We start from the raw sequence: 13,620 nt of genomic DNA on the forward strand, positions 1-13,620 counted from the left end.
GCGCTTGAATGGCATTCAAGAGGTCAGGAGTTCGACTCTCCTTAGCTCCACCATGAAGGCCCGCCGGTAACACCGGCGGGCCTTCTCCGTTTCGGGATCGGCTTTCGCGAAATCAGGACGGCACGGGCGCGTGGCGCAGATGGGCCAGGCGCCCTTCGAGGCCAGCCCAGACTTCGTCGGGGACCACGTCCGGTCCGAAACGCGCAACGAGGCGGTCCAGCACGCCTTCCATGGCGTTCGCCCGGTGTTCGGGGTCCGCGAGGTATCGCGCGACGACGAAGAACTGATAGCCGGCCATGCGGAAGGCCATGTTCCGGTCCAGGGCGGCGAACTCGGCGTCCAGGTGCGGGCCGCCCGGCCAGCGGCGTGGCGCGGCGAACAACCGTCCCTCCACGGCCCGAGCCGCCGGTCGATGGGCGACCAACTCGTCGAAGAGCTTTTCCACCCCGGGCCGGTCGGCGGCGGCCAGCCGCGCGGCCGCCTGGAGATTGACGATATAGAGGTCGCCCTCCGAACCCGGCGCCAGCAGGGCCCGAGCTTCGTTGTAGAGCTCGTCGGCGCGCGCCAAGTCGCCGCGGGCCGCGTGGATCTGGGCCAGCACCGGCAGGGCGGCGGCGAACGCCGCGCTGGACTCCAGCGCTTCGCGAACCATCGGCTCCACCAGGTCGTCGCGCCGCTGAACGAGGAACAGCGCCTTGGCCGCGCTGATCGCCAGCATCGGATCCTCCCGGATCCCGTCGATGTGCCCAACGATCAGGCGTTCCACCTCGTCCGCCAGCGGGCGCAGCGTCGCCCAGCACAGCGGCTCGGGATTGGTGGCCAGGATCGGTCCAGCCGCGGCCTGCAGGGCCGACATGACGGCGAAGCGCGCATCTTCGGGATCGCGGCGGCGGGCGCGGTTCAAGGGGCCAGCGTTGGCGGTCCAGCGGCCGCGGCCGTCATCCAGAGCCAGCGCCGCCTCGTGCATCCGCATGTGGATCGGCGGGTCCTCCGGCGCCGGCGCCCCTGGCGCGCCAAGCGCCATCGCCTCCCACGCGGCGTCGACGATCTCGGTGGCCAGGGCGGCCGTGGCCAGATCGCCCACCTTGCGCCGCAGGGTGCGCACCACGCGCCCAACGGGCTCCTCCCGGACGAACAGCACCGCATCCTCGCCCCGGAACCGCACCTCGAGCGAGAACCGCGGCTTCGCCGCGCCCTCCGCGCCACGCCGCCAGCCCGGCGACAGTCGCGTGGCCAGCCGCAGCGGCGTGCGCGCCTGGAGCACAACGGCCAGGTCGCCCATCGCAGCCAGCCCGGCCTCTCCGCCATCGACGACGGGACCGATCACCAGGAACACCTTCCGCGGCGCCGGTTGCACCGCGGGCGCGACCCAGACGTAGCCCTCGCCGTATTGCGTCGCGACGAAGCGGCGCTCCCGCCCGGTGTCGTCCAGCTTGGCCCGCAGGCGGTTGATCACGAAGTCGACGGCGCGGTCCGAGGCCTCGGATCCCAGAGCGTCCATCAGTTCGCCCCGGCTGAAGAGGCGCTGCGGCCGGTGGGCGAAGACCTGCAGCAGCGTACGCTCATGACGCGTGAACCGAACCTCGGACCCGTCGTCCCGACGCGCGGTCAGGAACTCGTCGTCGAAAACCATGTGGTGGAAACGGATCCGTTCCATGCCCCTCGCCTCGCAGAACGGGCCCGCCACTGCAAACGCCAGACCATCAAATACTGGCACAACAATCCGCACCGAACATCCGCCGAGGAGGGAGCTGACCCTCGGATTCAGGAGTCTGGTGATGACGACCACGCGGATGAGCTTTGGCCGCGCAACTCTTGCCCACGGAAGCCTCGCTGCGGCGGCCGTCCTGGCGCTCGCGGCGACGCCCGCGCAGGCGGTGAGCCTCGTGCAGGCCGTGTCGGCCAACCTGACGACGGGCGGCGCCTACAACGGCCAGTTCGACATCTCGTCGTACCTGTCCTCGGGCGGCGACCTGTACAGGGTCACGGGCGCCAAACTAATCGCGAAGGGCTCGTCGAGCCTCTCCTATGCCGTCACCGTCGGTGACTACGGGCCCCCCAGCCAGTACGACTCCCAGCAGCGCCTGATCACGCCCTCGCAACCGATCTACCAGACGTTCTGCAACTTCTTCGGTTGCTACGACGAGCTCGTCGGCTACACCAACCCTGTCTACGGCACCGACCGCTACTACAACGTGGATCGCACGATCACGCGGCTCGACGCCCTCGATCAGATGGCCGTGGATGTGGGCCAAGGCTTCGGATCGGGCGTCTCTCAGACGCAAATCCACACGAACAGCGGCCTCACACCGACAGGCCAACCTCAGAATCAAGGCCCGAACGAGACCGGCGGCTTCGACTTCTATCGGCCTCGCGAGCGGGTGGTGACGGATGCCTGGTACGGCCCGATCTCGGCGACCGCCAACCTGACGGCGAACGATCTCGTGGGGCTGAACAGCAATGGCTTCCTGGATTTCGCGGTGACCGCCCAGAGCGGCCGCTTCACGCTGACCGACCTGGAATTCCAGTTCGACCTCGAGAAGATCGAACCCGCCGCGGTTCCCGAGCCCGGAACCTGGGCGCTGGTGATCCTGGGGCTCGGCATGGCGGGGGCTCGCCTGAGGCGCCGCCGGCCGCAACTCGCCTGACGAGGCGACTTCTCCGGCACAGGGGGCTGTGGCAAACACCCCCTGTGCCGGAGGCCCTGCTCTGAAGTCCGCTCTCAAAGTCGCACTGCCGCTCGCCGCGATTTCGCTGCTGGCGCTGTCCGCGTGCGACAAGCCGAAGCCGCGCGCCGCCGCGGCCGCCGCGATGGCCGCGGCTCAGGCCGGCAAGCCCACGGTCACGCCGCCGGCCTCGGCCGGCCTGCAGGCGCGCCCCGAGCCCCTGCCGTTCTCGCTCGACCTGATCAACGAGGGCCAGGAGCCGCGCGTCCACCGCGTGTCGATCAGAGGCGGTCGCCCCGTGACCTTCGCCGGCTGGGCCTACGACCCTGTCGCTCGGGGCGGTGGCAAGGGCGTGGACATCGTGCTCGATGGCGTCGCCTACGGCGCAGGCTACGGGCGGCCCCGTCCGGACGTCGCCGACCACTTCAAGATCCCAGCGGTCGCCGCCAGCGGTTTCGCCGTCACCCTTCCGGCCTACGCCGTCGGGAAGGGAAAGCACACCGTCGTGGTCCGCCTGGTAGCCGCCGACGGGTTGGCGTATTTCGACGGGCCGGCGATCGAGTTTCGCGTCCACTGAACGGTCGCGCGTCGCCGCATTGATCCCTCCGCCTTAGATCCCCACATAGGGGGCGTCCGGTCAGACCGTGCCGATCCCGGGCGGTCGGGCCGGAGAGTCGCTTCGAGCGAGGACTCTGAAGGATGAACCGTAGCCTGATCTTCGACAGCCCGTTCCTGCTGGGCTTCGAACACACACGAAGCCTGATCGAGCGGGCGGCGAAGGCCGCCGCCGAGAGCTATCCCCCCTATAACGTGGAGGATCGCGGCGAAGGCGCGCTGCGGATCACGCTGGCCGTCGCGGGCTTCGGGCCCGACCAGCTCAGCGTGACGGTCGAGGACCGCCAGCTTGTCGTGTCCGGCAAGCGGGACGGCCAGGCCTCGGGAAGGCCCGAAGAGTCCTACCTCCACCGTGGCATCGCGGCCCGCGGCTTCGTGCGAAGCTTCGTGCTCGCCGACGGCATGGTGGTGGATGGAGCGACCTTGGAGCACGGCCTGCTCCACATCGACCTGGCGCGGCCGGAACCGGAGAAGCGGGTGCAGACTATCGCCATCCGCACCGCCGGCTGAGCTTCGCCGAAGACTAGTCCCACGGGCCGCCGGACAAGCCGGGGTCCTTTCAAATGAAGGGTGCGCTGAACCTGCGGCCTTTCGGAGCGTTGAGTTTCACGGAGGTGGTCATGATGACGCCTGTTCTTTCTATTGAAGCCTTTGCGGCGCTGGGCGCCCCCAATCTGGTCTATGTCCGCCCCATCAAGGCGGCGGAGATCATCGCGAGCACGCCCGCCGCGCAGATCCAGAGCTTCGAGCTCGATCCCGACCAGACCCTGTACGCGGTCCACCGCGCCGACGGCGAACGTCTCGCGGTGCTGACCGACAGGGACTCGGCCATGGCCGCAGCCCTCGCGCACGAACTGGCCCCGGTGTCAGTCCACTAAGGACCCACCTCTTCGGAGAGTTTCGGAAAGGCCGGCCTCACCGCCGGCCTTTCTATGCGACCTACGCCGCCGGGCGGGCCGAGGCGTCCTGGACCAGCAGCGCGTGGATGGCGTCGGCCGAGCGGGCGTTGCGGAGTTGCTCGCGCAGTTCGCCCTGCCGCAACAGGCGCGAGACCCGCGCCAGCGCTCGCAGGTGCTCTGCGCCGGCGTTCTTGGGCGCAAATAGCGCGAACAGCAGGTCGACCGGGTGGTCGTCCACCGCTTCGAACTCGACGGGTTGCTCAAGCCGGACGAAGACGCCCCGAACGCGATGCAGGCCGTCAAGGCGCGCGTGAGGCACGGCGACACCGTGGCCCACGCCGGTGGAGCCGGCGGCCTCGCGCTCGCTGAGCGCGTCCAGCACCTCTCCGGCGTCGAGGCCGAAGTTGCGTGCGGCGATCTCCGCGATCACCGCCAGGGCCTTCTTCTTGTTGGCCGCGCTCACGCGCGTGGAGATCGCGGCGCGATCCAGCAATTCGCCGATGTGCATGTGTCGAAGAACTAACCCCAATCCGCGCGGGCGAGCCCCATACAGGCCCTACCGCCCGGCCGCCACCATTTAGTGGGCCGGAGCGGCCCCATCCCCCTCGACTCCATTACGGACCTTGGTCCGTTCCGGATCAATCCAGCCGATATTTCCGTCGGGGCGGCGATATACCACCGAAAGCCCGCCGTGCGCGGCGTTTCGGAACACGATTGTTTGAGCTTCGGCCAGGTCCAGTTCCATGACTGCCATCGAAACCGTCATGGAACGCACGGGGCGTTCGGTCTCGGCGATGATCATCGGCTCCCCGAACCCCTCGGGGCCGGCCTCGTCGAGCTCGTCGTCATCGTCCAGGTCGGGCGAGGCGATGACGAAATACGCCGCGCTTTCGGCCTGCTTGGCCATCTGCTGGCCGTGGTGGCTCTTGAGCCGGTTCTTGTAGCGTCGAATGCGCTTCGACATCTTTTGCAGCGCCGCGTCGAACGCCAGATGCGCATCGCCGCCCAATCCCTGGGTCGTGAGCTGCTGGCCGGACGCGAGCGTCACGGCGCAGTCCACCTTGAAGGCGTTGCCTTCTCGGCTCACGACCACGTCGGCGGCGCCGCCGTCACGATCGAAATATTTCGAGATGCTGCTGTTCAGTTCGTCGGAGACTCGCGATCGCAGAGCCTCGCCGACATCGACATGCTTGCCGGTGACTTGGACTTGCATGTGATGATGAACGCGCCTCCGGGCGGAAGGTGTCAAGCCGGTGACAGCACGGCCAGGGCGTGGACGAACATCCTGACGATAATGTGAGCCGCAAGGACGAGCACGGACGCGCTGGTGACGGCGAGCGCATAGCCCAGCAGAGCGATCAGGCCGTCACGCTGGATCAGGGCGAACGACAGCGCCGAGACCGCCATGGCGGGGAGGATGTTGCCGCCGGGTATGGGCAGGATCAGCACCAAGGCCAGGGCGGTGCAGACGAGGCCGATGAGCCGCTCGCCCACCGCGCCGAACAGCAGGGCCAGCCTAGGCTTCGAGATCGCCTCCACCTTCTGTAGCGTCGGGATGACCTTCGGCAGGCTCTTGCGCAGGTCGGCGACCGACAGGGTGCGACTCTTCACCCGTTCCGGCAGCCAGGGCGCGGCCGCCCCGATCACGAGCTGCGGCGCCAGCAGCAGCAGCGGAAGGCCGAAGATCGTCGTGGCGCCGGGCGGCAGGGGCAGGGTGCAGGCCAAGCCGAACACGAAGAGCAGCGCGCCGATCGCCCGGCCGCCGAACCTCTGCATCAGCTCCTCGACCGAGATCCGGGGCGCGGAAAGCTCGGCGATCTCCAGGAGCACCGCGGAGAGCGGAAGCTCCTTCTCGGGGTTTTCGGCCGTCTCTGTGGCGTCGGACATGCAGGTTCCATCTGGCGCGTCCGCCGGGAGGCGCCAAGTGGCGTAACGCGGAATTCGCCGGAGCGTCGCGGGCGACGAGCGCTTACGCCGGCTCCTTCAGCATCCGCCGACGGTCGACCGACGAGGGAATGCGCATCGCCTCGCGATATTTCGCCACCGTCCGGCGGGCGATATCGACGCCGGCCGCCTTGAGGAGTTCGACGATCCGGTCGTCAGAGTGGACGTCCGATTCCTTCGCCTCGCTGTCGATCAACTGCTTGATCTTGTGGCGCACGCTTTCGGCGGAATGCGCCTCGCCGCCTTCGCTGGACGCGATGGCCGAGGTGAAGAAGAACTTCATCTCGAACAGGCCGCGCGGCGTGGCCATGTACTTGTTCGAGGTCACTCGGCTGACGGTGGACTCGTGCATGCCGATGGCGTCGGCGACGGTCTTCAGGTTCAGCGGGCGCAGGTGCTCGACGCCATAGGCCAGGAAGGCGTCCTGCTGGCGCACGATCTCGGAACTGACCTTCAGGATCGTGCGGGCGCGCTGGTCCAGGCTCTTCATCAGCCAGTTGGCCTGCGCCATGCAGTCCGCGACGAAGGTTTTCTCCTGGTCGGTCTTCGACTGGCCCGAGACGCGGGCGTGGTAGCGCTGGTCGACCAGCAGCCGCGGCAGGGTGTCGCCGTTCAGCTCCACGTGCCACAGGCCACCGGGCCCTTCGCGCACGAAGACATCGGGCGCCACCGGCGTCGCTGCCTCGCCGCCCGGGAACGCGGCGCCGGGCCGGGGGGTGAGCCCGCGGATCTCGGCGATCATGTCGCGCAGATCCTCGTCGTCGACGCCGCAGATCTTCTTCAGCGCCACGAGGTCGCGCTTGGCCAGCAGCGGCAGGTTGTCGAGCAGGGCGCCGATGGCCGGGTCGTAGCGATTCTGATCCTTGAGCTGGATCATCAGGCACTCGCGCACGTCGCGCGCGGCCACCCCCACAGGGTCGAAGCCTTGGACCACGCCCAGCACCGTCTCCACCAGCGCCGGCGCACAGCCCAGCCTTTCGGCCACCTCCAGCACGTCGGCGCGCAGGTAGCCGCCGTCGTCCACGGCGTCGATGAGCACACCCGCGATGACCGCCTCGGCGGGCGCGAGGCCAGCGACCAGCACCTGGTCCTGCAGATGTTCGATCAGGGTCTTCTCGCGGGCGATCGTGCCCTCGAAGTCGCCGTCGTCCCGGTCGAAGCTGCCGCCCGAGCCGGCCTTAGACCAGTCCACGGCCCCGCCGGCGTCGGCCACTTCCGGCGCGTCGCCCGTGGCGCGCTCGCCCGGCGAGGCCTCGTCGTGGGTCACGTCCAGGTCGGCGCGGGCCTCGGCGTCCGCGGCGTGCTCGACGGCGCCCATGGCCTCGTCCTGTGGGGCGTCGGACGGCGCGTTATCGCTCTCGTCCCGCTGCAGCAGCGGGTTGCGCTCCAGCTCGCCCTCGACGAAGGCCTCGAGCTCGAGATTCGACATCTGCAGCAGCTTGATCGCCTGCTGCAGTTGGGGCGTGATGACCAGCCCCTGTCCCTGCCGAACCTCAAGTCGTGCGCTGAGCGCCAAAGAACCGCCCCCTGGCCTGTTTCTTGCTTCCCAAGCTAGGGGGCAGTCCCAACTGACTGGTTAACGCTGGCCATTCCGTCGCAGCCGCGACGCGATCACGTGCGCCTCCTCGGGCTCCAGTCGGCGAAAAACTTCGCAAACACAAAAGGATTGGCGAGCCACTGCCGCCCATCCCGCGGCCAAAAAAGATGGGGCCCCGCGCACACGGAAACCCCAGTTCGGCGCCAGGTTCGTATTTTGCCTAGGCAGCCATCGGCTGCCGGACGCTCGACTCCAGGTCCCATTCGAACTCGGGATAGAAGCGCGCCATGAGCCGATCGACGTAGGCGACGAGGTTGCCGAAGCCCTCGGCGCGCCGGCGAATCTCCCCGGTGAAGAACGGCGTCAGCGTCCCGGCCAGCATGGCGAAGACCGTGGCGTCGGCGCCGCACGGCCGGGCGCCGAACAGGAATGGCTTGTCCGCCAGGATCGCCGAGACCGCCGCCAGCGACCGCACGGCCAGCGCCACCACTTCCAGTTCGCTGTGCCGGCCGATCCCGACGGCCCGGACGTTCCGCCGCACCTCCTCCAGCACCATCTCGCGCACGCCCTCGGGCGCGCCGTCGAAGAAGTGTGCCGGGCCCTTGGCGAAGTTCTCAGGGTCGAGCCAGCGCTCGGTGCAGAGCGTCCAGCCGTAATGGTTCTCCATCATCCGCTCGACCGCCCAGGCCTGGGCGCGCTGCGCTGGGTCGAGGCCTTCGTCGAAGTCCACGCCATAGGTGCGCTCGATGTAGCCGCGGATGAACGTCGAGTCGGCGATCCGCACGCCGCCCGCGTCGATGAACGGCACCTGCCCCTTCGGCGACTCGTCGGGCCGCGCCCGAACCTTCCGATAGGCCAGGCACGCCATCTTCAACTGGACCTCGGTCTTGGTGACGTAGGGACTGATCTCCGGAAGCCCGAAGCCCTCGCCGGCGCCGTAAAGCGTGATCATCTGCCGTCTCCTCATTGACAGAGACACCGTGACGCAGCCTTGCTGACAGCATTCTGTCAGCAGAACGGTGTGCGAACATGCGCAGGGCGGATCGCCTGTTCCAGATCATCCAGATCCTGCGGCGCGGGACACGGCCGATCACGGCGGACGCGATCGCCGAAGAGCTGGAGACGTCCAAGCGGACGGTCTATCGCGACATCGCCGACCTGATCGGCCAGCGGGCCCCGATCCGGGGCGAGGCGGGCGTGGGCTACATCCTGGAGGACGGATTCGACCTTCCGCCGCTGATGCTGACGCCGGACGAGGTGGAGGCCGCGGTGCTGGGCGCACAGATGGTGGCGGCGCGCGGCGATCCGGCCCTGCGCCGGGCCGCGGAGGATCTGATCGCCAAGATCGGCGCGGTGATTCCCGAGAACCTGCGGCCCCTGGTGGTCGAGCCCGCGACGCGCGCTGCGCCCAGTTGGAAGGCTGTCCCGGACAACATCGACATGGCGGGGGTGCGCCAGGCGATCCGCGCGGGGCGCAAGGTGACCCTGGTCTATCGCGACGAGCAGGAGCGGGAGACCCAGCGGACGGTCTGGCCCTTCGCCGTGGGCTACTACGAGACCAGCCGCCTGATCGTCGCCTGGTGCGAAGTCCGCGAGGACTTCCGCAGCTTCCGCACCGACCGGGTGGTGCATGCCGTCTTCATGGACGAGCGCTATCCCGACCGCGCTGCGTCCCTGCGCGCCCGCTGGCGTCGCCGGCAACAGGAGCAATGGGCGGCCATGAAGGCGCAGGAGGCGGCGGAATAGCGGCCGGCCCTAGCCGAAGCCGAAGGCCAGCATCGCCACGACCGCCGCGGCCATCGCGGCGGTGGCCAGCCAGCCGAAGATGCGCTGGTCGAGGGTAGCGACGAACTCTCCCATCTCGTGGCGGCGCGTGGCGACCACCATCATTGCGGCCATGATCGGCACCGAGATCACGCCGTTGACGACGGCGCTCCAGAACAGGGTCTTGATCGGGTCCAGCGGAGAGAAGACCACGCCCAGCGCGATCAGCATGGCAGCGACGATGACGGCGTAGAAGCCCTTGGCCTCCCAGGGCCAGTGCTCGAGCCCGGTCTTCCAGCCGTGCACCTCACCGACAGCATAGGCGGCGGAACCGGCCAGCACGGGCACGGCGAGCAGTCCGGTGCCGATGATGCCCAGGCTGAAGAGCGCGAAGGCCAACGGTCCGGCGACGGGCCGCAGCGCCTCGGCGGCCTCGGCCGACGTCTGGATGTCAGTGACCCCCTGGGCGTGGAGCGTCACGGCGGTGGTCAGGATGATGAAGAAGGCGACGAGGTTCGAGAACGCCATGCCGATCAGCGTGTCGAGGCGGATCCGCGAAAGTTCGCTCCTCGCCCGGTCCTGGGTTTCGTGGCGCAGGTCGTGCTGGTCGCTGAGCTCCAGTTCCTCGACCTCCTCCGAGCTTTGCCAGAAGAACAGGTAGGGGCTGATCGTGGTGCCGAACACGGCCACGATCACCGTCACCGCGGCGCCGGAGAACACGAGGTGGGGCGCCAGCGTCCGCGTGGCGACCTCGGCCCAGTCGATCCGCACGGTGAAGGCCACGCCCACGTAGGCGAACAGCGCCAGCGTCAGCCACTTCAGGATGTGGACGTACCGGTGGTAGGGCACGAAGAGCTGCAGGCCGAGCGAGACCACCGCGAACAGCACCGTGAGGACGGTGGCGTCCCAGCCCAGCACGAGATGGCCGGCGGCGCCCATGGCGGCGATGTCGGCCCCGATGTTGACCGTGTTGGCGACGAACAGCAGCAGGACCAGGCCGCTGACGATCGGCCGCGGGAAGACGCGCGACAGGTTCGCCGCCAGGCCGGCGCCGGTGACCCGGCCGATGCGCGCGCTGATGAGTTGGACGGCCACCATCAGCGGATAGGTGAAGGCCACCGACCAGAGCATGTTGAGCCCGAACTGGGCGCCGGCCTGCGAGTAGGTGGCGATGCCGCTGGGATCGTCGTCAGCGGCGCCGGTGATCAGGCCTGGACCCAGCCGTCCGAACAGGGGCTGGCGCGCATCGGCGGGCCGCCCAGGAAGCGGATCCGCATGCGGCGGCTCCCCGTGCGATGGAACGGTGCGATCCTCGTGCATTCCGAGGCGGCCTCCGCCGGGGATCAGTTGAAGCGGTCGCCCAGGTAGACGCGGCGGACTTCGGGATCGTCCACGATCTCTTCGGGGCTGCCCTCGAACAGCACCTCGCCCGCATGGATGATCGAGGCGCGGTCGATGATGTCGAGCGTCTCCCGGACGTTGTGGTCGGTGATGAGGATGCCGATGCCGCGCTGCTTAAGGTAGGTGATGACCTGGCGGATGTCGGCGATGGCCAGCGGGTCGATGCCGGCGAACGGCTCGTCCAGCAGCATGAACGACGGGTCGGAGGCCAGGGCGCGTGCGATCTCGACGCGGCGGCGCTCACCGCCGGACAGCGAGACGGCCGGCGCGTTGCGCAGGTGCTCGATGTGCAATTCTTCCAGGAGCTGGGTCACGGTGGCCTTGGCCTGGCGCTGGTCGCGCTGGCGCAGCTCGACCACGGCCATGACGTTCTCCCAGACGCTCATGCCGCGGAAGATGGAGGTCTCCTGCGGCAGGTAGCCCACGCCCATGCGAGCGCGCTGGTACATCGGCTGGGCGGTGATGTTCTCGCCGTCCAGGTAGATGGCGCCGTAGTCGGCCGGGATCAGGCCGGTGATCATGTAGAAGGTGGTCGTCTTGCCCGCGCCGTTGGGACCGAGCAGGCCCGCCACCTCGCCGCGACAGAGGCGCAGGGAGACGCCCTTCACCACGGCCCGGCCGCGGAACGACTTGCCGATGTTATCGACGACCAGCCCCTCGGTGGGGATGGCGCCCTTGGCCTGAACCCGCTGCGGTGCGTTCACTTGGACGCGCTCTGCTGCTTCTTGGAGGGATAGAAGACGCCGCGCGGGCGGGACTTGGCGTTCACGCCGGTGGCGTTGCCGACCATGCGGCCCTCGCCGGTGTTGGTGTTGAAGACCATGCGGGTGCCGCGCAGGACGTTCTGGCCCTGGACCGCCACCACATCGCCGGTGAGCGTCACGGTCTCGTTGCCCGCGTCATAGACGCCGTTGTCGCCGCGGACCCGCTGGTCCTTGCTGGTGACATAGTAGACCGAGCCCTCGGCCTCGATGCGGATCAGGTCGCCGCAGGCGCCGGTGCCCGTGCCGGCCGAGGCGCCGGGCTTGGTCTGGAAGAAGGCGCGAATCACGTCGGCGCGAAGGCGCGCCTGGCCCTGCAGGGCTTCGGCCTTGCCCTTCCACACCGAGACGCAGGCCTTGTTCTGCACCTCGAGTTCGTCGGCGGTGATGTCCATGGGGCCGTCGGAGCCGGGGCCCAGGCTCTGGGCGTGCGCGGCATGGCCGGCCAGCAGGGCCGCGGCGAGGACGGAGCTTTTGACGAGAGACTTCATGTTGCCCTTGCGCTTCGCCCGCTACTTCTTCTTGGTTTCCAGACGGGTGCGGACGCCGCCCTTGAAGACCATGCGCTCGCCTTTGCCGTATACGCCATAGGACTCTGCGCGGATTTCTCCAAGGCCACCGGCGCCCTGAATGGGGCCTGAACCGACCACCTCGCCCGTCTTGGTGTCGAACAGCGAAGCCGCGGTGTCGAAGGCGTTCTTCGCGTCGGCCATGTGGACGCCGTTGCTGAGTTCCAGCTTGCCGTTCTGCTCGTGGAAGACGCCGTCGGCGCCGTTGATCCGCATCTCGTCCGGGCCGTTTTCGTCCAGGACCAGCGCGGGACGCTTCAGGATGACCCGCTGATAGTCCAGGCGGTCGCGGATCGCCGAATCGGCGGTCAGCACGAACGAGCGCCCCTTGTCGTCGCGGCCGATGAAGCGCGGGTTCGTCAGGCGGATGGGCTCATCGCCGACCTTGGTCGAGCGCGGCTGGGCGTTGAAGGTCGACCAGGCCACGCTGCCGATCAGCCCGACGAAGATCAGCGCGATGAGCGCGGGCAGGGCGACGCGCAGCGTCCGAATCAGGCGCGACCGGCGGCGCCACCGCTCGAAGTCGACGCGGCGGGGCTCTGCCAGGGTCTGAGTGTGGGGCGCGTCGGCGGCCGTCATGGCGCTTATCTAGGTATGAGCGAAGATGTCGGCATCCTCCCAACCGGCCACGTCGAGCATGGCGCGGTGCGGGAGGAATTCGAAGCAGGCGCGCGCGAGGTGGTCGCGCCGCTCGCGCACCAGCATCTCGTCGAGCTTCGCGCGCAGGGCATGCAGGTGCAGGACGTCGGACGCGGCGTAGGCGACCTGGTCGTCCGAGAGCTTGGCGGCGCCCCAGTCCGAGCTCTGCTGGGCCTTGGAGATGTCCACGCCGATCAGCTCCTTCGTCACGTCCTTCAGGCCGTGGCGGTCCGTGTAGGTGCGGGCCAGCTTCGAGGCGATCTTGGTGCAGTAGACGGGCGCGGTCACCACCCCAAGGTGGAGCCAGAACATGGCGATATCGAAGCGGCCGAAGTGGAAGATCTTCGTCACCGCGGGATCGGTCAGCAGGCGCTTGAGGTTGGGCGCGTCGTAGGTGGAGCGGTCCAGCTTCACCACATGGGCGTCGCCCTTGCCGTCCGAGAGCTGCACCACGCAGAGCGGGTCGCGGCCCAGCCGCAGGCCCATGGTCTCCGAATCGACGGCCACCGCGGAGGCGTTCGCCAGCGCCTCGGCCGGCAGATCGCCCTCATGCACGAAAGTCGTCACTTCGATTCCAACTCCGACGTAGGACCCTGGTTTAACGTAGGGGTCGCGCCCGGGAAAGGACTACCCCCCAATAGGGGGTCGGGGCCGGTAGCGCCCCACCCACCGGGTCATCTGAACCCGATGGCGCCCAGAAGGGTATTGGGCGAATTCGGCGCCATCGAGTTCGATGAACCCGATGGTGCCCAGGAGAGGACTCGAACCTCCACGGCCGTTAAGCCACTGGCACCTGAAGCCAGCGCGTCTACCAATTCCGCCACC

The 13,620-nt window shown here is 68.6% G+C and carries 16 protein-coding genes and 1 tRNA gene; 5 read left to right on the forward strand and 12 right to left on the reverse strand.

Going from position 1 to position 13,620, the window contains the following annotated elements; all coding sequences use genetic code 11:
- Positions 1–112: 112 nt before the first annotated feature.
- Positions 113–1,657, reverse strand: a complete 1,545-nt coding sequence (locus tag Q0L11_RS01840; protein ID WP_296595141.1) for a helix-turn-helix domain-containing protein — start codon at positions 1,655–1,657, stop codon at positions 113–115.
- 121 nt (positions 1,658–1,778) lie between these two features.
- Here Q0L11_RS01840 and Q0L11_RS01845 point away from each other — a divergent pair, with 121 nt between their 5' ends.
- The 4 genes from Q0L11_RS01845 (at position 1,779) to Q0L11_RS01860 (ending at position 4,159) form a co-directional block, all read left to right on the forward strand.
- The gene (locus Q0L11_RS01845; protein WP_296595142.1) at positions 1,779–2,648 is read left to right on the forward strand and encodes a PEPxxWA-CTERM sorting domain-containing protein; all 870 of its coding nucleotides are present in this window, start codon (positions 1,779–1,781) and stop codon (positions 2,646–2,648) included.
- Between the two features lie 163 nt (positions 2,649–2,811).
- Entirely contained in the window at positions 2,812–3,243 is a 432-nt protein-coding gene (locus tag Q0L11_RS01850) for a hypothetical protein (protein WP_296595143.1), read from the forward strand.
- 122 nt (positions 3,244–3,365) lie between these two features.
- Positions 3,366–3,791 (forward strand): Hsp20 family protein, encoded by a 426-nt coding sequence (locus Q0L11_RS01855; protein WP_296595144.1) that lies wholly within the window; start codon positions 3,366–3,368, stop codon positions 3,789–3,791.
- 110 nt (positions 3,792–3,901) lie between these two features.
- Positions 3,902–4,159, forward strand: coding sequence for a DUF1150 domain-containing protein (locus tag Q0L11_RS01860; RefSeq protein ID WP_296595155.1), 258 nt, complete (start codon positions 3,902–3,904; stop codon positions 4,157–4,159).
- A gap of 61 nt (positions 4,160–4,220) precedes the next feature.
- Here Q0L11_RS01860 and ptsN read toward each other — a convergent pair whose 3' ends face one another.
- The 5 genes from ptsN to Q0L11_RS01885 all read right to left on the reverse strand — a co-directional run bounded on the left by ptsN (position 4,221) and on the right by Q0L11_RS01885 (position 8,613).
- On the reverse strand, positions 4,221–4,688 hold the full coding sequence (ptsN, locus tag Q0L11_RS01865; protein WP_296595145.1) for a PTS IIA-like nitrogen regulatory protein PtsN: 468 nt from the start codon (positions 4,686–4,688) through the stop codon (positions 4,221–4,223).
- Between the two features lie 69 nt (positions 4,689–4,757).
- Entirely contained in the window at positions 4,758–5,393 is a 636-nt protein-coding gene (gene raiA, locus Q0L11_RS01870) for a ribosome-associated translation inhibitor RaiA (RefSeq protein WP_296595146.1), read from the reverse strand.
- 32 nt (positions 5,394–5,425) lie between these two features.
- Entirely contained in the window at positions 5,426–6,067 is a 642-nt protein-coding gene (locus Q0L11_RS01875) for an exopolysaccharide biosynthesis protein (protein WP_296595147.1), read from the reverse strand.
- A gap of 82 nt (positions 6,068–6,149) precedes the next feature.
- Complete coding sequence (rpoN, locus tag Q0L11_RS01880; protein WP_296595148.1) at positions 6,150–7,640, reverse strand: RNA polymerase factor sigma-54; 1,491 nt, start codon at positions 7,638–7,640, stop codon at positions 6,150–6,152.
- 241 nt (positions 7,641–7,881) lie between these two features.
- A complete protein-coding gene (locus Q0L11_RS01885; protein ID WP_296595149.1) occupies positions 7,882–8,613 on the reverse strand; it encodes a glutathione S-transferase family protein in 732 nt (243 codons plus the stop codon).
- Positions 8,614–8,690: 77 nt separating this feature from the next.
- Here Q0L11_RS01885 and Q0L11_RS01890 point away from each other — a divergent pair, with 77 nt between their 5' ends.
- Positions 8,691–9,407, forward strand: a complete 717-nt coding sequence (locus tag Q0L11_RS01890; protein WP_296595150.1) for a YafY family protein — start codon at positions 8,691–8,693, stop codon at positions 9,405–9,407.
- 9 nt (positions 9,408–9,416) lie between these two features.
- On the opposite strand, the gene Q0L11_RS01895 is transcribed toward Q0L11_RS01890, so the two are convergent.
- From Q0L11_RS01895 to Q0L11_RS01920, 6 genes are all read right to left on the reverse strand, one after another.
- The gene (locus tag Q0L11_RS01895) at positions 9,417–10,745 is read right to left on the reverse strand and encodes an NRAMP family divalent metal transporter (protein ID WP_296595151.1); all 1,329 of its coding nucleotides are present in this window, start codon (positions 10,743–10,745) and stop codon (positions 9,417–9,419) included.
- 23 nt (positions 10,746–10,768) lie between these two features.
- Positions 10,769–11,494 carry an LPS export ABC transporter ATP-binding protein gene (lptB, locus tag Q0L11_RS01900; RefSeq protein WP_296595156.1) on the reverse strand — a complete coding sequence of 242 codons (726 nt, stop codon included), beginning with the start codon at positions 11,492–11,494 and terminating at the stop codon, positions 10,769–10,771.
- 32 nt (positions 11,495–11,526) lie between these two features.
- A complete protein-coding gene (locus Q0L11_RS01905) occupies positions 11,527–12,078 on the reverse strand; it encodes an LptA/OstA family protein (RefSeq protein ID WP_296595152.1) in 552 nt (183 codons plus the stop codon).
- A gap of 21 nt (positions 12,079–12,099) precedes the next feature.
- Positions 12,100–12,735 (reverse strand): LPS export ABC transporter periplasmic protein LptC, encoded by a 636-nt coding sequence (lptC, locus tag Q0L11_RS01910; RefSeq protein WP_296595153.1) that lies wholly within the window; start codon positions 12,733–12,735, stop codon positions 12,100–12,102.
- Between the two features lie 9 nt (positions 12,736–12,744).
- Positions 12,745–13,362 carry a ribonuclease D gene (locus Q0L11_RS01915; protein ID WP_296595154.1) on the reverse strand — a complete coding sequence of 206 codons (618 nt, stop codon included), beginning with the start codon at positions 13,360–13,362 and terminating at the stop codon, positions 12,745–12,747.
- 176 nt (positions 13,363–13,538) lie between these two features.
- A tRNA-Leu gene (locus tag Q0L11_RS01920) sits at positions 13,539–13,619 on the reverse strand.
- Position 13,620: the final 1 nt, after the last annotated feature.

The organism is Phenylobacterium sp. (genome assembly GCF_024508875.1).
GTDB lineage: Bacteria > Pseudomonadota > Alphaproteobacteria > Caulobacterales > Caulobacteraceae > Phenylobacterium.